Source organism: Limnoglobus roseus, from assembly GCF_008254045.1.
Classification (GTDB): domain Bacteria; phylum Planctomycetota; class Planctomycetia; order Gemmatales; family Gemmataceae; genus Limnoglobus; species Limnoglobus roseus.
Genome location: NZ_CP042425.1, coordinates 6,254,720 through 6,274,184, shown reverse-complemented (window position 1 = coordinate 6,274,184; position 19,465 = coordinate 6,254,720). Strand labels below are relative to the sequence as shown.

At 65.5% G+C, this 19,465-nt stretch carries 15 protein-coding genes; 9 read left to right on the top strand and 6 right to left on the bottom strand.

The features are described from left to right. Positions 1–82: 82 nt before the first annotated feature. The gene (locus PX52LOC_RS26495; protein ID WP_149112913.1) at positions 83–328 is read right to left on the bottom strand and encodes a DUF1737 domain-containing protein; all 246 of its coding nucleotides are present in this window, start codon (positions 326–328) and stop codon (positions 83–85) included. A gap of 588 nt (positions 329–916) precedes the next feature. Between PX52LOC_RS26495 and PX52LOC_RS40950 the strand changes: the two genes are divergently transcribed. Continuing rightward, positions 917–1,168, top strand: a complete 252-nt coding sequence (locus PX52LOC_RS40950) for a hypothetical protein (protein WP_168219217.1) — start codon at positions 917–919, stop codon at positions 1,166–1,168. A gap of 142 nt (positions 1,169–1,310) precedes the next feature. Here PX52LOC_RS40950 and PX52LOC_RS26485 read toward each other — a convergent pair whose 3' ends face one another. Together PX52LOC_RS26485 and PX52LOC_RS26480 are read right to left on the bottom strand one after the other, a co-directional pair. Beyond that, complete coding sequence (locus PX52LOC_RS26485) at positions 1,311–2,792, bottom strand: protein adenylyltransferase SelO (RefSeq protein ID WP_149112911.1); 1,482 nt, start codon at positions 2,790–2,792, stop codon at positions 1,311–1,313. Positions 2,793–3,014: 222 nt separating this feature from the next. After that, the gene (locus PX52LOC_RS26480) at positions 3,015–4,376 is read right to left on the bottom strand and encodes a cytochrome B6 (RefSeq protein ID WP_168219216.1); all 1,362 of its coding nucleotides are present in this window, start codon (positions 4,374–4,376) and stop codon (positions 3,015–3,017) included. A 414-nt stretch (positions 4,377–4,790) separates the two neighbouring features. Here PX52LOC_RS26480 and PX52LOC_RS26475 point away from each other — a divergent pair, with 414 nt between their 5' ends. The 7 genes from PX52LOC_RS26475 (at position 4,791) to PX52LOC_RS26445 (ending at position 13,530) form a co-directional block, all read left to right on the top strand. Beyond that, positions 4,791–5,276, top strand: a complete 486-nt coding sequence (locus tag PX52LOC_RS26475) for a general stress protein (protein WP_149112909.1) — start codon at positions 4,791–4,793, stop codon at positions 5,274–5,276. A 531-nt stretch (positions 5,277–5,807) separates the two neighbouring features. Further along, the gene (locus tag PX52LOC_RS26470) at positions 5,808–7,040 is read left to right on the top strand and encodes an efflux RND transporter periplasmic adaptor subunit (protein ID WP_246173475.1); all 1,233 of its coding nucleotides are present in this window, start codon (positions 5,808–5,810) and stop codon (positions 7,038–7,040) included. Positions 7,041–7,121: 81 nt separating this feature from the next. Beyond that, complete coding sequence (locus tag PX52LOC_RS26465; RefSeq protein ID WP_149112908.1) at positions 7,122–10,577, top strand: efflux RND transporter permease subunit; 3,456 nt, start codon at positions 7,122–7,124, stop codon at positions 10,575–10,577. Positions 10,578–11,071: 494 nt separating this feature from the next. After that, the gene (locus PX52LOC_RS26460; RefSeq protein ID WP_149112907.1) at positions 11,072–11,629 is read left to right on the top strand and encodes a peptidylprolyl isomerase; all 558 of its coding nucleotides are present in this window, start codon (positions 11,072–11,074) and stop codon (positions 11,627–11,629) included. Between the two features lie 63 nt (positions 11,630–11,692). Continuing rightward, positions 11,693–12,478 carry an ABC transporter ATP-binding protein gene (locus PX52LOC_RS26455; RefSeq protein WP_149115634.1) on the top strand — a complete coding sequence of 262 codons (786 nt, stop codon included), beginning with the start codon at positions 11,693–11,695 and terminating at the stop codon, positions 12,476–12,478. Continuing rightward, positions 12,479–13,225: an ABC transporter permease gene (locus PX52LOC_RS26450; RefSeq protein ID WP_149112906.1), complete on the top strand. Its 747-nt coding sequence runs from the start codon at positions 12,479–12,481 to the stop codon at positions 13,223–13,225. An 11-nt stretch (positions 13,226–13,236) separates the two neighbouring features. Then, positions 13,237–13,530 (top strand): hypothetical protein, encoded by a 294-nt coding sequence (locus PX52LOC_RS26445; RefSeq protein WP_149112905.1) that lies wholly within the window; start codon positions 13,237–13,239, stop codon positions 13,528–13,530. 72 nt (positions 13,531–13,602) lie between these two features. On the opposite strand, the gene PX52LOC_RS26440 is transcribed toward PX52LOC_RS26445, so the two are convergent. From PX52LOC_RS26440 to PX52LOC_RS26430, 3 genes are all read right to left on the bottom strand, one after another. After that, entirely contained in the window at positions 13,603–14,178 is a 576-nt protein-coding gene (locus PX52LOC_RS26440; protein ID WP_149112904.1) for a sigma-70 family RNA polymerase sigma factor, read from the bottom strand. 227 nt (positions 14,179–14,405) lie between these two features. Further along, positions 14,406–15,083 carry a LuxR C-terminal-related transcriptional regulator gene (locus PX52LOC_RS26435; RefSeq protein ID WP_168219215.1) on the bottom strand — a complete coding sequence of 226 codons (678 nt, stop codon included), beginning with the start codon at positions 15,081–15,083 and terminating at the stop codon, positions 14,406–14,408. Positions 15,084–15,198: 115 nt separating this feature from the next. Continuing rightward, positions 15,199–17,868: a tetratricopeptide repeat protein gene (locus PX52LOC_RS26430; RefSeq protein ID WP_149112902.1), complete on the bottom strand. Its 2,670-nt coding sequence runs from the start codon at positions 17,866–17,868 to the stop codon at positions 15,199–15,201. Between the two features lie 297 nt (positions 17,869–18,165). On the opposite strand from PX52LOC_RS26430, the gene PX52LOC_RS26425 reads away from it, so the two are divergent. After that, positions 18,166–19,371 carry a DUF1559 family PulG-like putative transporter gene (locus PX52LOC_RS26425; protein WP_149112901.1) on the top strand — a complete coding sequence of 402 codons (1,206 nt, stop codon included), beginning with the start codon at positions 18,166–18,168 and terminating at the stop codon, positions 19,369–19,371. The last annotated feature ends 94 nt before the right edge of the window (positions 19,372–19,465 follow it).

Genomic DNA, 19,465 nt, shown 5'->3' with positions numbered 1-19,465 from the left:
TACGTGAACAACTCTTGCGAGACAATGTTTAATTCTCGTCCATGCACAATCCTTCAGGCTTGGAGCACCCTCGATTCCGGCATCACATCACCCCCGGGTCCGCGACCGCTTCGGGCACCGCGACGGCGACCGCGGGGAGCGACGGGGCGGCAGGCTTGTTGTTCTGCGTCATCGCCTGGAAGAACTTCGCTTCCCCGACCCCGGCGGGCACGACGCAAACCCCACCTTGGGGTATCCACCCCTCGTCCATGAGCGATTTCACGGCGGTTTCCAGTGCCCAGGCGTCGGCACCTTCGGCGACGCGGTAGTGCGAGTTGCGGTCCGTCATCAGGGGGATCCTTCGATTGATGGGGTTGCCTTTCTAATTTAGGGATCACGACTGTCCCGTCGTCGGGGCACGCGGGATACGGCCAAACCCTTCCGGCACCAATCACACGGTCGCAGCGGTCTCGCCTTGGTCGTCGTTGTACACACCGCTCTCGCCAAGTCGGATCGGCGGCCTCAAGGTGCCTCACGGTCGCCTCACTTTGGGCATCACTTTCAGAACTTACTTCCACATGGGCGTCACATCAACGCTTGCTTGACGACCACCCAAAGAAATTCGCCAACTCTGCCACGCAGTCCAGTGACGGTACCCGATGCAATCTGTACCGCCTTCGCTCTGCCCGCGACTGAACTCTCCGATCGGGTCGTCGAGCCGTCGGCACCAGTGCCTCGGCCTATGCACTCGGGTCGCGTGCCTTATCAGCGACACCGAGGGGTGATCGCAGGGTGGTGTCAGAACGCTTCTACCGGTTCTATCGGAGAGGTCGCGCGACCGGGGACGGCGAGTCGCCCGATCTGACCGCCCGTCATTGTGATGCGGGGCGGGCGCTGCAACAGTCGGGGTTCGGACCGAATCGCGGGGAGAACGAGTATGCGTGGGACGGGCTTGGTGAGTATCGGGACGGAATTGCTGTACGCCTTCTTCGCGGTGAACGGGCGGGCCGCGCGGCTGCGGGTGTCGATCGAGGAGTGCGACCGGATGGACCTGTTCCCGGGCCGGCAGGTGCGGGTCGCATTGCCGGACCAAGACGCCGGCATCGTGCTCGTTACGGCCGTGTCGCACGCGCCACCGTTCGCGTGGGTCGAGGTCGAGTTCGCCGGTGCCGCCACCCGCGCCGGGTAACGAGGTCATGTCCGCCGACTTCCACCGAGTCAGCTAACTCGACGGCTGGCCGCGAGGCGGCTGATCTGGAAGACGCCTCAGTCGTTCGCCCCGATTTGAACGGGGTGGACCACGAGAGTCGGACTACACGCGGGCACCGAACTTACGTCCCGCAGAACGTCCGGTAACGGCCGTCGTCGGGCGGTGCCGTTTGGTACCCTTCCCGATCGGGCCTCGCTTCAAACGGCGCTGCCAACGCCGCCAGAAGTCGGTGCAACGCCGTCAGGTCGTCGCGTTCCTCGGCCGCGGACAATGCCTCCTCGACGCGATGGTTCCGCGGAATGACGGCCGGGTTGACGGACCGCATCCGTTCGGCAACCGAGCCGGCCGGCCGGCCCTCACGCCCGAGTCGATCTTTCCACTGGGCGTGCCAGCTTTGGAAGCGTTCGTCGTTGTACTGTTCCCCGGCGGGCATCTCGTCCGACGACAGGTCGCGGAAGGTGTTCGTGAAGTCGGCGCGGGTTTGCCGCATCCAACTCAACAGCGCCTGAATCAACTCGGCGTCGCCGACCTCCTCCGTTTGAAGGCCCAACTTCTGGCGCATCCCGGCGAGCCAGTGTTGCCCGAAGACGGTGGGGAATGCCTCCAGAACCTCCATCGCGAACGCGATGGCCTTTTCCGAGTCGGCATCCAACAGCGGCAACAGCGTCTCGGCGAGGCGGGCCAGGTTCCACTGCGCGATGTTGGGCTGGTTGCCGTAGGCGTACCGGCCGCCGTGATCGATTGAACTGAACACCGTCGCCGGGTCGTAGGCGTTCATGAACGCGCACGGGCCGTAGTCGATCGTCTCGCCGGAGATCGCCATGTTGTCCGTGTTCATCACCCCGTGGATGAAGCCGACGAGTTGCCACCGGGCGACGAGCGCGGCCTGCCGGTCCGCAACCGCACGGAAGAATTCCCGATATTTCTGCGGCGCGGTCGCCAGTTCAGGATCGTGTCGGTCGATCGCGTAGTCGGCCAGCGCCCTGAGCGTCGGCCCGTCGCGGCGGGCCGCGTACTCGAACGTCCCCACCCGAATGTGACTGGCGGCAACGCGGGTGAGGACCGCCCCTCGCAAGGCGGTCCCTCGGTAGACGGGTTCTCCGGTTGTGACGACCGCGAGGCTTCGCGTGGTGGGGATGCCGAGCGCGGCCATCGCCTCGCTGATGACGTACTCGCGGAGCATCGGTCCGAGAGCGGCCCGGCCATCGCCCCCGCGCGAGAACCGGGTCCGGCCCGCCCCCTTGAACTGAATGTCGACGAGTTGACCCGAAGGGGTTCGGTGCTCGCCCAACAGAATGGCCCGGCCGTCGCCGAGCATGGTGAAGCCGCCGAACTGGTGTCCGGCGTAGGCCTGCGCAATCGGAAGGGAACCGCCCGGCAAGTCCTGCCCCGCGAGTACGGCCGCCGCAAATGCGGGTGGCATCGAGCCGAGGTTCAGGCCGAGTTCTTCCGCCAACCGCTCGTTCCGGATCGCGAGTTTCGGCTCTCGCACGGCCGTCGGGTTAGCCGGGGTGTGAAGGGCCTCCGGCAGCCGCGCGTACGTGTTGTCGAACCGCCAGCCGACGGCGTCGTGATCCGCGACCGATGCGGTCGGATGTGCCATTCCGTTCCTCCAGCCAAACTCGGGCTTCCCCCAATTATAACTGGGTGGATGCTGGCCGACGCCACTGGGGGAGCGTGAGGTCGGATGTTTGCCTTCGGCGGTGATGGAAAGGGCCGGTTCAACGAGAAAGCGATGAGAGGGTACACCCTCTCATCGCTTGTCCACCGACTCGCTGGAAGATGGTCGGCGTTTGGGCGACGCCCTCCCATCGGCCCAGCACGGCTACAGTGCCCGCATGAACGCCACGAGATCATCCTTCTCCTGGGCGCTCAGCTTCAACTCCAGGACGAGGTTGAAGAACTCGACCGTGTCTTCCAGCGTCAGCAATCGGTCGTCGTGCAGGTATGGCGGAGAGTCCTTGATGCCACGGAGCGGGAACGTCTTGATCGGCCCGTCCGCCGACGCCTTCCGGCCGTTCACCGTGACCTCCTTGAAGAACCGCTCGACCTTCAGGTTGTGCATGAGGTTGTCGGTATAGTACGGCGGGACGTGGCAGGTCGCACACTGACCTTTGCCGAAGAACACCTCTTGGCCGCGCAACTCGGCCTCGGTCGCCTTCGACTTATCGAGCTTGCCAAAGACGTTGAGCTTGGGGGCCGGCGGGAAGTCGAGCAACGCCTGGAACTCGGCCATGAAGTGGACCTGGCTGCCGCGTTCGAGGACGTTCGTGCCCTTCTTCGCCGCGTCCGCCGGGATGCCGTCGAAGTACGCTGCCCGCTGTTCGAATTCCGTGAAGTCCTCGATCGTCTTGAGCGCCCGCTGCGAGCCGAACAAGCGTTGCACGTTCACGCCCCGCAGTGATGGTGTGTCGATCCGGTGGCGGTGTTCGTTCGGCCGGATGTCGCCGACGGTGTGCGTCGAGGCATTAGTGTGGCCGTTGGCGTGGCAGTCGAAGCAGGCCACGCCCTGGTGGGCCTTCGCGCTGCGGCGGTCCTCGGTCGCATTGAATTGCTGCTGCGGGAACGGCGTCACGAGCAGTCGCAGACCCTCCAGTTGTTTCGGGTTAAGCGCGTCCTTGAACAGTTCGTTGAAGTTGGCCAACGTCACCAGCTTCCCCTTCGACACGTCGCCCAGGTCCGGGCGGGTCGTCAGGTAAATCGCCGCGGGGAACTCGGGCAAAAGGTGATCGGGCAGGTCGAAGTCGAGGTCGAACCGGGTCAGGTCGCGGTCGGTCTGCTTCTTCGTTTCGTCGATGAGGAACTTGGGGAAGATCATCCCGCCGGCTTCGTGATGCGGGTGGGGCAACGGCAAGAAACCCGCCGGCCACAGGCCCTTCTCCTTGACGTCCGCCGGCGTCATTGCGGCGAGTTTGTCCCACGTCATGTCGGCGGGCAACTTCACTCGAACGCCCCCTTGCGTCGGCTTGCCCCGCGACATGGTTACGTCCTTCGCGGGACGGTCGGCCAGATCGTATCGATCGGCGAGCATGGCTTGCTGGCGGGTCGCGAACTTGGGTTTCTCCTCTTGAAGCCGCTGAATCAGCGCGGGGAGGGATTCTTCGGCGGCTGTCGCAACTGCGAGCAGGCCGACGGCGGCCGCAATGCCGGCGACCCAGTAGCGTCGAGGGAGAGACGAATACCGCATGGGAAACTCCTTCATCGAAGGTTTGGACCAACGACCCATTCGCACGGAGGATGGGAGAGCGAACCATCAAAAACTGTGCCGAGCCGGTCGGGAAACGTCGGATCGTGGACCGGAGCGTTTCCCGACGTCAGCACGTCTCGGACGTGTGTGCCGACTGGAAGAGAACTCTAACCGGCCAGATCGTCGGCGACAACTGTCGAGTTGGTGTCAGGCAAGAATTCATGACCGGAGTGGCAAATTCGAAAGTTGCGGGGCTGATCCTCGCACACCCTCGATCACCATCATCGCCGACAACCAAGATCTCGCCGCGGACGAGTCACTCGCGGTGCCAAAACCGTCTCTGGCACGCGGTGTGCTGTCCGTCCTTTGCCCGTGATCCGCTCGCAATCCTATCTCTCTCGAAGGAGTTTTGCTATGGGCACGTCTATCGTTCGCGTCTTCGAAACCCGCAGCGCCGCCGAAGCTGCCGTCCGCGACCTGAAGGCCGCCGGGTATACCGACGCGCAGATTAGTTTGGTCGGTCGGAACGGGGCCGCTGACGAGGCAACCGCGGAGAGTACGGGGGAAGGAGCCGCCGTTGGGGCTGCCGCTGGGGCCGTCGGCGGTGCCGCTGTGACTATCGGCTTAATGACGGGTGTGATTCCCGTTCTCGGGCCGGTCATTGCCTTGGGGTGGCTGGGAACGGCCTTGCTCAACGCCGCGGGCGGAGCCGCTGCCATCGGGTTGGTCGGGGCGTTGACCGGGTGGGGGCTGTCGGAATCCGACGCCAAGTATTACGAAGGTGAAGTTGCTGCCGGTCGATACCTCGTGACCGTACACGATGACGGCGACACCAATCGCGCCCGCGACGTGTTCGCGCGGCACCGGACCTACGACCGGGTGATGACTCCGGCCGTGTGAGCCGGCGATGTGTCACAGAGTTCTGATGATCTGGCAGCGAGGTGGTGACGCCTCGCTGCTTTGTTTACCTCGCCCCGGAGGCGATGATGAGCACGGAAAAGCAGCGCGACGCGAACACTGCCGACAACGACGAGTATGCTTACTTCGCGAAGCGACGACGAAATGATGAGAGAAAGTGGCCAGAATTCCTGAATCAATTGTGGAACGGTCTAAGCCGAAAACGCGCCGGAATTCGCGACCGGTCACTCGGTCGAACCGTCGATTGTCGCAGCCGTATTCCGACCACCGGGCGCGCGGTTGAGGCCGGGTGGTGCAAATGGCTGTCTGGAAGCCAGGGATGGGAAATGCCAGTACCAGATTCCCTGCTGGCTCGCACCGGCCCCGCGGTGAGGCCGGTCCGTGCCCTCAGGGTGTAAGAAAGGGGCAGACGACGGGTATCGTGAGGGGAGAACGACTTCCGCCGCGCTTGCAACTCGAATCATGGTCCCGAACGGCCCCGCCCGCCCCGGTCGTGGATGAGGAATGCTTCACATGCCGTTGTTTCAGGTGACGGTCGATCGATGCGTTCGGGCCGTGATCGACCGCCGATTGTTGACGATGTCTCTGATCGGAATGATCGCCACCGGCTGCGCGAAACCGGCCTCCTCCCCTGTTACGGTTCCGACGGTCGTAACGGTGAGCCGCCCGGTCGAGCGACTAGTGGCCAACTACGCCGACTTCTCCGGTCGGACGGCGGCTGTCGATTCGGTCGAGGTTCGGGCCCGCGTGTTCGGGTACCTGGACAAGGTCAATTTTAAGGAGGGCGGGCCTGTCAAGAAGGGCGACGTGCTTTACGAGATTGACCCGCGGACTTACAAGGCAGCCCTCGCACAAGCCGAGGCGAGTTTGGTCCAGGCCCAGGCGAAGGCGGAACGGTTGCGACGGGACTTCGACCGCATCTCGAAGCTCGGCGGGGCGGCCAGCCGGGAGGAAGTCGACCGCGTGGCCGGCGAAAAGGCCGAGGCCGACGCCAGCGTGGCCAGCGCCATCGCCGCCCGCGACACGGCCCGACTGAACCTCGATTTTACCCGCGTCGTGGCACCCATCGGCGGCCACGCCAGCCGGACGATGATCACCGCCGGCAACCTCGTGCAGTCTGGCGAGGCGGCTGGCGGCACGCTGCTGACCACGATCGTGTCGGGCGACAAGATGTACGTCTACTTCGACGTGGACGAGCGGACCCTGCTCCTCGGCCGCGAGGTCCAACGGGCGAACAAGGCGTCGGCCGACAAGCCGGACGGCAACCGGCCGGTGTTCATGGGGCTGGCCACCGAGGACGGGTTCCCGCACCAGGGCACGCTCGACTTCGTGGACGTGCAACTTAACCCGAAGACCGGCACCATCCGCGTCCGGGCCATCTTCCCGAACCCCGACGGCTTCCTCACGCCCGGCCTGTTCGTCCGCGTCCGCATCCCGCTCGGCGATCCCCACCCGGCATTGCTCGTTACCGACCGGGCGATCGAAACCAACCAGGGGCAGAAAGTCGTCTACACCGTCAACGACAAGAACGAGGTCGTCTCCCGCCCCGTCCGGCTCGGCGCGATCCACGACGGCCTACGGGCCGTCGAGCTCGGGTTGAAGGCCGACGAGCGGGTGATCGTCAACGGCCTCCAACGGGTCCGGCCCGGCATCGTGGTCGAGCCGAAGCTGGTGGACATGCCCGTGCCGCCTCACGAGTCGCCCCTGCCCGCCGTTCCGGCTCCCCCGGCACCCGCTGCGAAGTAGCGTCCGTCACTCCGCACCCGGCGAGCGGGAGGCTGAAGCACCCCACCCGCCAAACAACCTCCTCCCCCGGAACGCATTTTCATGCTCGCACGGTTCTTCATCGATCGGCCGATTCTGGCGTGGGTGATCTCCATCGTCATCGTCCTGTTCGGCGGGATTGCCGGCGTCTTGCTGCCGATCGCGCAATACCCGTCCATCACGCCACCGGTCGTTCGCGTGAGCGCGTCGTACCCCGGGGCGAGCGCCGCCGTCCTCGCCGACACCGTGGCGGCCCCCATCGAGCAGCAGATCAACGGCGTCGAGGGCATGCTGTACATGCAGTCGCAGAGTAGCAACGACGGGACGTACACGCTGGACGTGACGTTCGAACTCGGCACCGACCTGAACATGGCCCAGGTTCTCGTGCAGAACCGCATAGCCGTCGCCCAGCCGACGCTGCCGGACGTCGTGAAGGCGGTCGGCGTGACGGTCAAGAAGCGGTCGCCGGACATCCTGATGATCGTCAGCCTCTACCCCGAGGATAACCCGGTCACCGGCAAGCCGTACCACGACCAGTTGTACGTCAGCAACTACGCCACCATCAACGTGCTCGACCACTTGGCCCGCGTCGAGGGCGTCGGCGACGTGCTCGTGTTCGGCAACCAAGACTACAGCATGCGGGTGTGGGTGGACCCCGACAAGCTCGCGTCCCGCGGGCTGGCGGCCGGCGATGTGGTCCGCGTGCTCCGCGAGCAGAACGTGCAGGTGGCGGCCGGGCAGATCGGCCAGGCACCGGTGCCGCGGGGGCAACAGTTCCAGTTCCCCATCCGCGTCCTCGGCCGACTGGTCGAGCCGGAGCAGTTCGGCGAGATCGTCCTCGGCACCGGGGCCGACGGCGAGGTGACGTACCTGCGGGACGTGGCCCGAGTCGAGTTGGGGGCCAAGACCCAGGACGTCGGCTACCGCCTCGACGGCCGCCCGTCCGTCGGCCTCGGCGTCTTCCAGTTGCCGGGATCCAACGCGCTCGACACGGCCGAGGCGGTGAAGAAAAAGATGCGGGAGTTGGAAGCGCGGTTCCCGGTCGGCCTGAAGTGGGCGGCCGTGTACGACACGACGCCGTTCATCGAGGAGTCGGTGAAGGAGGTCGGCCACACCCTTCGCGACGCGGTCATTCTGGTCGCGATCGTGGTGCTCTTGTTCCTCCAGGACTGGAAGTCGGTGTTCCTGCCGCTGATCGACGTGGTCGTGTCGCTGGTCGGCACGCTGGCCGTCATGAAGCTCATGGGCTTCAGTCTGAACAACCTGACGCTGTTCGGCCTGGTGCTAGCTATCGGCATCGTCGTGGACGACGCCATTGTGGTGCTCGAGAACATCGAGCGGTGGCTGGAGAAGGGACTACCCGTCCGCGAGGCTACCATCCGGGCGATGAGTGAGATTACGGGGCCGATCGTGGCCATCACGCTCGTGCTCAGTTCGGTGCTCCTGCCGAGTGCGTTCCTGGGCGGCATCACCGGCCAGTTCTACCGGCAGTTCGCCCTCACGATCTCGGCCTCCATGATCATCTCGGCGATCAACGCCATGACCATGACTCCGGCCCGGGCGTCGGCCATCTTCGCTGGCCGCGGGCACGGGCACCACGGCAAAGAGGCGTTGCCGTGGTGGATCGGGGCCGTTGCGGGCGGCCTCATGACGGCGAGTTACTTCGCCCCTGCCGTCGTCACGCGGCTTGGCTTGGCCGACGCGACCGGCCTGATGGCCACCGTCGCCGCCGGCGTGGGGAACGCCGTGGCGTTCCTGCCGGGGGCACTCGCCGGCGGCATCGTCGGCTACGTCGTGGTGCCGCCCCTCAACCGCGTCCTCGCTGTCTTCTTCCGCGGCTTCAATTGGGTGTTCGACCGCGTCACGCGGGCCTACGGGTGGGGCGTGGGTAAGAGCCTGCGGCTGGCCGTCATCGTGCTGCTTGCTTACGCCGGCCTGATCGCCCTCACCGGTTGGGGCTTCACCCGCGTGCCGGCCGGATTCATCCCGTCCCAGGACAAGGGGCGGATCATGGTCAACATCCAACTGCCCGACTCGGCCTCGGTGGAACGAACAGTAGAGGTGGCCGAAAAATTCGAGAGCATCGCCCGCACGACGCCCGGCATTGCCAGCACGATCATCGTCACCGGCCGGTCGTTCATTCAGAACGCCATCGGCCCGAACCTCGGTTCGGCGTTTGTCGTACTCGACCCGTTCCACGACCGCCACGGCCCGGACAAGTACGTGGACGCGCTGATCGCGCAGCTCCGCAAGCGGTGCCAGGACGAAATCCCGGAGGCCCGCATCAACATCTTCGGCGCGCCAGCGGTGGACGGGCTGGGCAACGCCGGCGGGTTCAAGCTCATGGTCCAGGCGACCGGCGACGCCGACTACCTCGCCCTCCAGGGGCAGTCCGAGAACCTGGCCGAGCAGGGGAACAAGCAGCCCGGCCTCGTGGGCTTGTTCGGCAGTCTGCGGGCCGACACGCCGCAACTGTTCGCCAACGTGGACCGGACGAAGTGCAAGGCCATGAAGGTGCCACTGTCGGACGCCTTCGACGCCCTGCAGGTGTACCTCGGCGGGTATTACGTGAACGACATCAACCGTTTCGGCCGGACGTGGCAGGTGAACGTGCAGGCGGACGCCAAATTCCGCATCGACCCGGACGCGGTCAAGCAGTTGAAGGTCCGTAACGCCGACGGCGACATGGTCCCGCTCGGCACCCTGCTGGACATCCACGACGTCGGCGGGCCGCTGTTCGTCACGCGGTACAACATGTTCCCGGCGGCGACGGTGGCCGGGGCCAGCCGCCCCGGCGTGAGCGTCGGCGACGTGCAAGCGGTCATGGAAGGGCTGGCCGACAAGGAACTGCCGCAGTCGATGACCTACGAGTGGACCGAGCTGAGCTACCTGCAGAAGCAGTCCGGCCGGCTGGAGTCGCTGCGGGACTTGCAGCAGAACCCGTTCAGCGCGTTCGTCCTCGGCGTAGTCCTGGTGTTCTTCGTGCTGGCCGGGTTGTACGAGAGTTGGTCGTTGCCGCTGGCGGTCATCCTGGTAGTTCCGATGTGCCTCTTGAGCGCGCTTGCGGGCGTGGCCCTGGCAGGCATGGACGTGAATATCTTCGTGCAGGTCGGGTTCGTGGTGCTCGTCGGCCTGGCGGCGAAGAACGCGATCCTGATCGTCGAGTTCGCCCGCGACCGCCAACAGGAGGGGGCGAGCATTTACGCCGCGGCCGTCGAAGCGGCCGTCGCCCGCCTGCGGCCCATCGTCATGACGTCGCTGGCGTTCATCCTCGGCGTCGTGCCGCTGGTGGTCGCCAAGGGGGCCGGGGCGGAGATGCGCAGGACCCTCGGCACGGCCGTGTTCGCCGGCATGATCGGCGTGACCCTGTTCGGCATCGTCCTGACGCCGGTTTTCTTCTACGTGGTCCGGTGGCTCGGCGGCCGGAAGACGAAATCCCTCCCTCCAGAGCAAGAGGTGGTTGCCCACGATTCGCCAATACCGCTCGAAGCGGCCCCGACCCTGGCCGGGGTGTCGTGACAACTGGCCACGGGCCCGCGTGGCACTCTTCGCAACCTGGGGCCGGCCGGCTCCACGACCTGCAAGGATGCTGTCGGACTACTTCCTGGGTCGAGAAATGACCCACGGTGAACACACGACACCCGAAGTCCCCGGCATCCTCGGTTGTCGCGACCGGCGTGCGAGCGTGGCCAGACGAAAGCGGGGCATTCATGGCGGCAGGCCTTTGGGCTAAACAGTCGGGCGTATCGTTGCGAGACTTTTTCTCTTGGCCCGATGGCGCAGGAATGGCCTTTCTCAAGGCCCTCTCGATTGCGGTTTCCTTGCCATCCCCTCTTGCGGACCGATAATCTCCTGATCTGATTCTTCTCATGGAGACCGTCATGCGTTACAGGCCCGTGATCCTCCTGCGTGGAATCGTCCTGTTGGCCGGCCTTGCCGCCCTGCCCGCGTGCTCCGCGAACAGGCCGGACAATGAAGGCGGTCAACCCACAGCACCCGAGCGAGGGATATCCATGGCTAACGATTACAAACCCTTCCACGCCGTGAACCCGAAGAATCCGACCGTGTTCTTCGACATCACGATCGGCGACAAGCCGGCGGGGCGGATCGAGATGGAGTTGTTCGCCGACACTTGCCCCAAGACCGCCGAGAACTTCCTGCAGTTGTGCGTCGGCACCAAGAGCAAGGTGGGGACGCCGCTCGCCTTCAAAGGCTCGTCGTTCCACCGCGTGATCCCGGACTTCATGTGCCAGGGGGGCGACTTCACCCGCGGCGACGGCCGGGGCGGTGAGTCGATCTACGGCGGGCGGTTCGACGACGAAACCTTCGCCGGCAAGGCGGGCAAACACTTCGGCCCCGGGACCCTGTCGATGGCGAACGCCGGGCCGAACACGAACGGCTCGCAGTTCTTCCTCTGCACCGCCGCGACGCCCCACCTCGACGGCAAGCACGTCGTGTTCGGACAGGTCGTGAAGGGGTACGACGTGATCAAGAAGATTGAAGCCGTCGGCTCGCCGAACGGGAAGACGTCGGCCAAGGTCACCATCAGCGATTGTGGGAAGGTCGAGTAGTTCGCCGTCCGAGACGCGGCCGTGCCCTCGCCGGGCACGCCGGACGCCTTCGGAGGAGCGGCGGTGATCCACGTCGAGAATCTGGTCAAGACGTTCGGCGATGTCCGGGCCGTCGACGGCGTCTCGTTCGACGTTCGCGCCGGCGAGATCTTCGCGTTCCTCGGGCCGAACGGGGCCGGCAAGACGACGACCATCCAGATGCTGACCACGCTCCTCCGCCCGACGAGCGGGGCGATCGCCATCGACGGCCTCGACCCGGCGGGCCGGCCGCTGGAGGCCCGCCGGCGGTTCGGCATCGTGTTCCAGGACCCCAGTCTCGATCAGGAGTTGACCGCCTACGAGAACATGGACCTGCACGGCGTCCTCTACCACGTCCCTCGGAAGGCCCGTGCCGCGCGGACCCAGTCGCTGCTCACCCTGTTCGAACTCTGGGACCGGAAGGACACGCGGGTGAAGACGTTCTCCGGGGGCATGAAGCGGCGGCTGGAGATCGCGCGGAGTTTCCTGCACACGCCGAAGATCCTGTTCCTCGACGAGCCGACCCTGGGCCTTGATCCGCAGAGCCGCAATCAACTCTGGACCCACGTCCGGCGGCTGAACGATGCGGAGGGCGTCACAGTCTTCCTGACCACCCACTACATGGACGAGGCGGAGCGGGTCGCCCACCGGATCGCGGTCATCGACCACGGCCGGATCGTCGCCCAGGGAACCCCGGCCGAGTTGAAGCAGCAGACCAACACGGACGCGCTGGAGGCGGCGTTCCTCGCCCTGACCGGCACGTCGATCCGCGACGAGTCCGCGAACGCGGCCGACCAGATGCGGCAGGTGGCCCGGATGTGGAGGCGGTGAATGGCGGTCGTGTTCGCCCTGTGGTTGCGGGAGTTGAAGCGGTACCTGCGGTCGCGCGCCCAAGTCGTCGCCTCTCTCGGCCAGCCGCTGATGTACCTGCTCGCCCTCGGGTTCGGCCTCGGCCCGGTCTTCGAGAAGGCCGGCCAAGGCGACTACATCCAGTTCGTCTCACCCGGTGTCGTCGGGATGACGATCCTGTTCTCGTCGATCTTCTCGGGCGTCGGCCTGTTGTGGGACCGGCAGTTCGGATTCCTGAAAGAGACGCTCGTCGCGCCGGTGCCGCGGATCCAGATCATGGCCGGCCGCACCCTCGGCGGGGCGACGACCGCGCTGATTCAGGGCACGCTCGTCTTGACCGTCTGCCTAATCGCCGGGTTCCGCCCGCACGACTGGGGCGGGGTTCTGCTGGGCTTCCTGTTCATGGCCCTGATCGCCGTCGTGTTCGCGGCGCTGGGCACCATCATCGGGTCGGCGCTCCGCGACATGCAGGGGTTCCAGTTGGTGATGAACTTCCTGGTGATGCCGATCTTCTTCCTCTCGGGCGCGCTCTACCCCCTGTCAAACCTGCCGGCGGCGCTCACGGTCGTTACGCGACTCGACCCGCTCTCGTACGGGGTGGACGGTCTGCGGGCCGCGCTCATCGGCCAGTCGCACTTCGGCGTGGCGACCGATCTCGCGGTCCTCGTCGCGGTGGCCGCCCTCTTCCTGGCACTCGGGGCGCGGGCGTTTTCCCGGATTCAAGTCTAAGCCGAGTGGCCATGAAGGCCGCCGCCGCCGTCCTCGGCGCGACGGCCCGCCGGGACGGGTACTTCGAGGACGCGGGGCACCTCGTCACCCTCAAGAAGCCCCACGATACGAACCGGCCCTCAAGCGGCAGTCCCTCCCCTCGCTCCCGTTCGTGCCGTAGCGGTTCCCGGCTCAACCTCATCGACAAAAGCGGGCCGCCCAGAAGTTCGCGGTCGTCCAGCGGCTTTTGCAGCCGGCTTGCTCTCGTCGCCACCGGCGCCGGCCACGAGGGCAAGCCGGCCACCGGCTACGGCTCAACTCGCTGATCGAGGCCACCACCCAGAAACATCGTACCTCCGAAAGCTCGCCCGGCCGTGAGCGAGAACCTTCCGTCGAAGTCAGTGGCGGTCGAAGATGTCGTGGACGGAGTCCTTGATTCGGCGGATGGCAGATTGCCACAGGGAGTGGACGCGGGACGTGCCGATGCCGAGGGACGCGCCGATCTCCCGGTTCGAGGAACCGCGGAACAGCCGGAGTTCGACCACCTGCCGCTCTCGGCTCGTCAGGCACTTGAGGACGTAATCCCAGCGTTCTTGCTTCCATACCGCAGGCGGCCCCCCGCCGTCCGGGATGATATCGGCCAGGGACAGCGCGTCGTACCGGCGGAATCGCACCTGCGGGTCGGCGGCCGGTGCCACTTTGCCCAACCCGCTGAACCCTTGGTTGTACTCGCGGCGGACGAACGCGCGGGCCGCCCGACCGATGACGACCACCGCATAGGACGGGAAGGCGTGTCCGCGGTCCGGGTTGAAGTGGGCCGCCGCCCGGAGCAAGGCGATCTTGCACTCCTGATGGAGGTCGTCAAACTCGACCCAGGTCGGAACCTTGGCCCGGTAGCGCCGCGCGAGCTTGAGGGCTAACGGCCGGTAATCCTCGAACAACGACTGGGCGGGAGGCGAAGCCAGGAGCGTCATCGGGGGGCACCATGATACTCGTGAATCTTCAAAACGGTGTCAGTCGCGGCCCGCGGTTCGGGCTTGGGGGCACGGTCCGTGTCAGGAAGGGCTGCGAGCCGATCACGTTCGGGCTTCCCTTCCCGGCAACGCGAGGCGTTATCTTAAACAGCAGGTCGGGAACCCGGTATCGCGGCGGTGATGAATGCTGGGACGCGAAGGGACTGACAACGCTGTCAAAAAAATCACTACACCTGCGACGGCCGCTCGTTTCGGTTGAAGTCGGCCTGCCGCGCAAGGTCGTAGCGGAGCCGCCACTCGACCGCCTGGCGGGTGAGGGCGGCCCCGTTTGAGACCTTGAGTTTCCGCTTCATCCGCTCGCGGTGCGTGTCTACGGTGTGTACACTCATGGCCAGCCTGCGGGCAATTTCCTTCGCCGTCAGGCCCTCGCCGAGGAGCGAGAAGACTTCCTTCTCGCGGGTGCTCAGTTGGCCGATGCCCCGCAAGTCCGGGTCCGGGCCGGTGTGTTGCCGCAGGAGCCGGGCCAGAATCCTCGACGGCAGGTGCGTGCGGTGCGAGAGAACCTGACGGATGGCCGCAATGATGACCTCGGCCGGTTCATGTTTCCCGACAAACCCCAGGGCACCGGCTTCCACGGCGGCGAGCGCGAACGGGTCTTCGTTCAGGCCGGTCAGCACGAGTGCCCGCGGCGGGCGCGGCGTGCCGGCCCCGGCGGCGAGCAAGTCGAGGCCGTTGCCGTCGGGCAGGTCCATTTCCAAGACCAGCACGTCGAACGGCGTAGCCGCGAGTAATTGCTGAGCTTGGCCGAGGTTGGTCGCTTCGGCGATCAGGTGCAGGTCCGGCTCGTTGGCGATGAGTGCCCGGAAGCCGAGTCGAAAGACCGGTTGGCCGTCGACGATTGCCACCCGCTTTCGGCCGTCCGACGCACTCGCTCCGTTCGGCGAAGTAGGGGCGAGAGGTCGAATGAGCGGGTCCGCGTCGGGGTCGATTGGCTTTTCAAGGACCATACGCCGCTGGTCCTCACTTCCGGAGTTTGCACTGGGTCACGACGAGGTTCTGATCCACCTTGCGTACTTCAGGGAGTTCGCCTTGGATCGTGATCTCGTCGCCAGCCTTCGCTTTCGCGAGGTCATCCCGCTGGAGCATCAAGCACTCGACGCCGAGCGTGGCGTGCGGGGTTTCGAGCAGGAAAGCGGCACGCGACTGTGTGTTAATGACCTTCTTCAGCTTGCCCGAAATCTGAATGTAGTTCTCCGCGTACTTCTTGTTCGATCCCGGCAGATCCTTCGCAAACTCTCGCCAGAGGTCGGGGGCGGTGGCGGTGTTTTTGACCGGATAGCCGGCCGCTTCGCCCCGTGCGAGAGCGTCGTTGATCGACGGGCCGGCCAAGTTGTCGTACAGCGTGTAGCCCATCAGGAAGAAGCCGATCGGCACGAGGGCGTACTTCAGGTAGAGCTTGATCTTTTCCTTCTTCTCGGCGGCCGCGTCGGCTGCGGCTTGCTTGCCGAGCGGTTTCTTTGCCGCCTTCGGGTCGCTGTTGAGCAGGCCGAACAAGTTCGCGAGCCCGGGCTTCTTCGTGGCGCTCTTCTGCGCTTTCGCGAGCGTCTTGAGGTTCGCCATCGCCACGGACTTCGACGCTGACGACGGCAACTTGATAAGCGGTGCCGTCGGCTGTTTGGCCGGTGTGGTCGTCGGAGACTTGCGAATGCCGGACGCCGACGGCGGGGCCACCGGGGCGGTTGGCTGGTCGAGCGTTGTCTCGGTCAGCCCCGCCGGAGCAGCGTCACTCTCGGTCAACTGGACGGGAACGATCGGTTCTTCGTCCAGCATCCGCTGGGCGATCATGTCTTCAGTCGGAGGCTGCGGCAGACGGGGCGTGCCGATGTGCTTCTTGAGGACTTTCTTCTTCGCCTTCTTATGCTTCTTCTTTCGCCGGTTTGGGACCTCGACGGCCCCGCTGAGGATCGCTTTCTCAGTCGGCGTCACCAAGTCCTTCTCCGGCATGTGGGCCAGCACCGACTCCGGCGACCGGACCTGGCTCATCAACTCCGTTATCAGGCCCTTGCCGCGGAGGGCCGCTTTGTTCTCGGGGTCGAGTTGGAGCGCGATGGCGAAGTCAGCTCTGGCGCGGTTGTACTGTTTGCGAGCGCCGTGGACGATGCCCCGTTGGACGAGATACTCGACCGAATAACGCTCGTCGAGTTGCACGGCTTGGAGGAAGTCGCAGAACGACTCCCAGTTCTTCCGCAGTGCGCGGTTGGTGATGCCGCGCTCGGCGAACGCCTCGGCATACTTCGGGTTCAACCGCGTCGCGTGAGTGAAGTCCGTTACGGCCGCCGTGTGGCGGTTCCGCCGCGACTCCAGTACGCCGCGGAGGTAGTACCATGTGGCATCGTGCGGTTGCTTGGCGATCAAAAAGGCCAGGTCCGCATACGCCTCATCGTGGCGGCCGTCGCGGATGTGGAGTTCCGTCCGCATCTTCCGCGGGGCGGGCACCTCGGCGTCGAGTTCGACGGCCCGGTTCGCGTCGGCGAAGGCGGCGTCGTAGTTGCGGAACGCTGAGTGGCACCGGGCACGGTCGAAGACGGCCGCGGCCCGGTTCGGATCGAGTTGCACGGCCCGGTCCACGAACGGGAATGCCTGCTCGTAGTCGCCACGGGCGAGGTAGACGCTGGCCTGGCCGTGGTGGGCGACGGCGTTCGTGGGCACCCGCTTGGCCACGTCCATAAAGTCCGCCAGGGCCGCGTCGTACCGGCCGAGGGTGAACGCCAGTTCCGCCCGCGCGAGGATCAAATCGATCTTGTCCGGGGCCATCCGCACGGCCTCGGACAGCGTCTTCTCGGCCTCCTCGAGCTGGTTCGTCAACCGCTGGATTCGCGACTGACTGAGCAGCAACTTGGCGTTCGACGGGTCGAGCTTGGACGCGGAGGCGTAGTCGGTCATGGCCGCCGACATGGCCCCGGTCTTCTCGAAGATCTCCGCCCGCAGGACGAGCAGCTGCGGGTTCAGAGGGTCGAGCCGCACGGCCTCCGTCAGGTCGGCGGCGGCGAGTTCGGACCGGCCAAGCTTCTGGTACGCCTCCGCGCGCCGGGCGAGGGCACCGCCCAGGAACGGGTTGAGTTGGATCGCCCGCGAGAAGTCCTGCACAGCCGAGTTCAGATCGCCGTCCGCTAACAAGATGGCGGTGCCGCGCTCGAGGTACGTGTCGGCCTGGCCGGGGCGAAGTTCGATCGCCTTGGCGAAGTCGGTGACGGCGGCCGGGAACTCGCCCATTCGCGAGTACGCCTGGCCACGGCTCAGGTACGAGGAAGCGTCCGTCGGGTTGCGGTCAATGACCGCGGTGAAGTCGTTCGCCGCGTCCCGGTAGCGGCCGACGAACGAGTAGAGCATCCCGCGGCCTTGCAGCGTGCGGTCGTCGGGCGTGCGGAGGTGTAGGACCTGCGTGTAGTCGGCGATGGCGGCCTCGTACCGGCCGAGCGCCCGCCACGCTTCCGCCCGCCGCTGGTACGCCTCGACGTGGTTCGGGTTCTCGGCCAGGCACCGGGAGAATTCCGACATGGCCCGGTCGTACTCGTGGCGACGCAGGGCCTCCTCGCCGGCGCGGTAAAAGTCGTAGGCTCCGTTGGGCGGGCTGCCGGACGACAGGAATGGACTACTGAGACTCCCCTCGGCCGGCATCGCTGAGTCCATTGGGTGACAACGGGTGGATCGAATCGACCACTAAGAGATAATCGTCGACGCGAAAAAATGACAGATTCAATCCAGAGTATCTTCGGAGAAGATTTTGTGAGTGGGTGGGCGACCGACGTTCGGGGAGTGAACCCGGGTCTCGGGGCGATTTTCTACCCCAGAGCTTCACCGGGGCTTCATCGGATTCGACGTGTCAAATCTTCTGTACGAGCGCTAATTGTTTTGAGTTCGCGGCAATTGCCCGAGTTCGACACAGCGTTGAACCAATTCCCGCGAGCAACGCTAGAGGCTTGTTACATGCAACGGCAAGTTGCCCGTCGGACCGGTGTTCGCAAGGGTTTCACCTTGATCGAACTCCTCGTCGTGATTGCGATCATCGGCATCCTGATCGGCCTGCTCCTCCCCGCGATCCAGAAGGCCCGCGAAGCCGCCGCCCGCGCCCAGTGCGCGAACAACCTGCGGCAAATGGGTACGGCCCTGCACTCGTACCACGACGCGAACAAGTGCTTCCCGAGCTCGGGCGAAGTGCAGAACACCAACAAGTTGAACGACGTGACGGCCAAGACGACCTTCACCATCCACTCGACTTTCACTCTGCTCCTGCCGTACATGGAGCAGAACGACGTGTACACCAACTTCGACCTGCAAAAGACCTACGACGACACGACCCTGACCGGGGCCCAGGCCAACGCCGCCAAGACGGCCATCAACTCGTTCCTCTGCCCGACCAACCCGATCCGGCCGAAGAACGGCCTCGACACGTCCGGCTACGGTTACATCGATTACCAAACGATCGCCTACGTCAGCATCAACACCAGTGGCGTTGCGACCGATAGCGTGCGGGGTTCCGGCGCGGCGAAGGACAGCTGGCGGGTTCCGGGCGCCCTCGCGCTCAAGAACATCGGCGGCGTGTTCGGGGGCATCACCGGTGCCGGCAGCACCACGACCAACGATAGCGCTTCGACCAGCACCGAATACTACGTCCTCGACGCCAACGGCAACCCGACTACGACGTTCAACCGCCGCGCGATCGGGATGGAAGGCCCGAGCCAGGGTGAAGTCATCGACGGCCTGTCGCACACCGTGTTCATGACGGAAGACGTTGGCCGCAGCGAAACCTTCAACACGATCAAGTACGCCCCCGGCGTCGGCAGCCCGGCGGCCTTCCGCAAGGGCTGGCGGTGGGCGGAGCCGGACAGCGGCAACGGTGTCAGCGGCCCGGACGGCGACACCAGCACGGTCGGCGGTGCCGCCGGCACGTTCGCCAACAAGGCCCAGCGCGCCATCAACAACAACAGCATCCCGTTCGGCGGCCCGACGACCTGCCCGTGGGGGACGAACAACTGCGGCCCGAACGACGAAGTGTTCAGCTTCCACAACAACGGCGCCAACGTCCTGTTCGGCGACGGCCACGTCACCTTCGTGAACCAAGACGTGGACTTGGTCACCTTCCGCCGGATGTGCACCCCGATCGAGCAAATCAACGCCAACTTCACGGAGTAAGTTCGGCGAATGTTAACCCGCCCCTCCCAACCAAGAGAGGGGCACCGTCGCCCGACCGGCCCGCGCCGGCCGGGCCGACTCGTTCCACCGCCCC

Coding starts and splice junctions, on each gene's coding strand:
- PX52LOC_RS26495 (WP_149112913.1), bottom strand. CDS start 328: ATGACGGACCGCAACTCGCACTACCGCGTCGCCGAAGGTGCCGACGCC.
- PX52LOC_RS40950 (WP_168219217.1), top strand. CDS start 917: ATGCGTGGGACGGGCTTGGTGAGTATCGGGACGGAATTGCTGTACGCC.
- PX52LOC_RS26485 (WP_149112911.1), bottom strand. CDS start 2,792: ATGGCACATCCGACCGCATCGGTCGCGGATCACGACGCCGTCGGCTGG.
- PX52LOC_RS26480 (WP_168219216.1), bottom strand. CDS start 4,376: ATGCGGTATTCGTCTCTCCCTCGACGCTACTGGGTCGCCGGCATTGCG.
- PX52LOC_RS26475 (WP_149112909.1), top strand. CDS start 4,791: ATGGGCACGTCTATCGTTCGCGTCTTCGAAACCCGCAGCGCCGCCGAA.
- PX52LOC_RS26470 (WP_246173475.1), top strand. CDS start 5,808: ATGCCGTTGTTTCAGGTGACGGTCGATCGATGCGTTCGGGCCGTGATC.
- PX52LOC_RS26465 (WP_149112908.1), top strand. CDS start 7,122: ATGCTCGCACGGTTCTTCATCGATCGGCCGATTCTGGCGTGGGTGATC.
- PX52LOC_RS26460 (WP_149112907.1), top strand. CDS start 11,072: ATGGCTAACGATTACAAACCCTTCCACGCCGTGAACCCGAAGAATCCG.
- PX52LOC_RS26450 (WP_149112906.1), top strand. CDS start 12,479: ATGGCGGTCGTGTTCGCCCTGTGGTTGCGGGAGTTGAAGCGGTACCTG.
- PX52LOC_RS26445 (WP_149112905.1), top strand. CDS start 13,237: ATGAAGGCCGCCGCCGCCGTCCTCGGCGCGACGGCCCGCCGGGACGGG.
- PX52LOC_RS26440 (WP_149112904.1), bottom strand. CDS start 14,178: ATGACGCTCCTGGCTTCGCCTCCCGCCCAGTCGTTGTTCGAGGATTAC.
- PX52LOC_RS26430 (WP_149112902.1), bottom strand. CDS start 17,868: ATGGACTCAGCGATGCCGGCCGAGGGGAGTCTCAGTAGTCCATTCCTG.
- PX52LOC_RS26425 (WP_149112901.1), top strand. CDS start 18,166: ATGCAACGGCAAGTTGCCCGTCGGACCGGTGTTCGCAAGGGTTTCACC.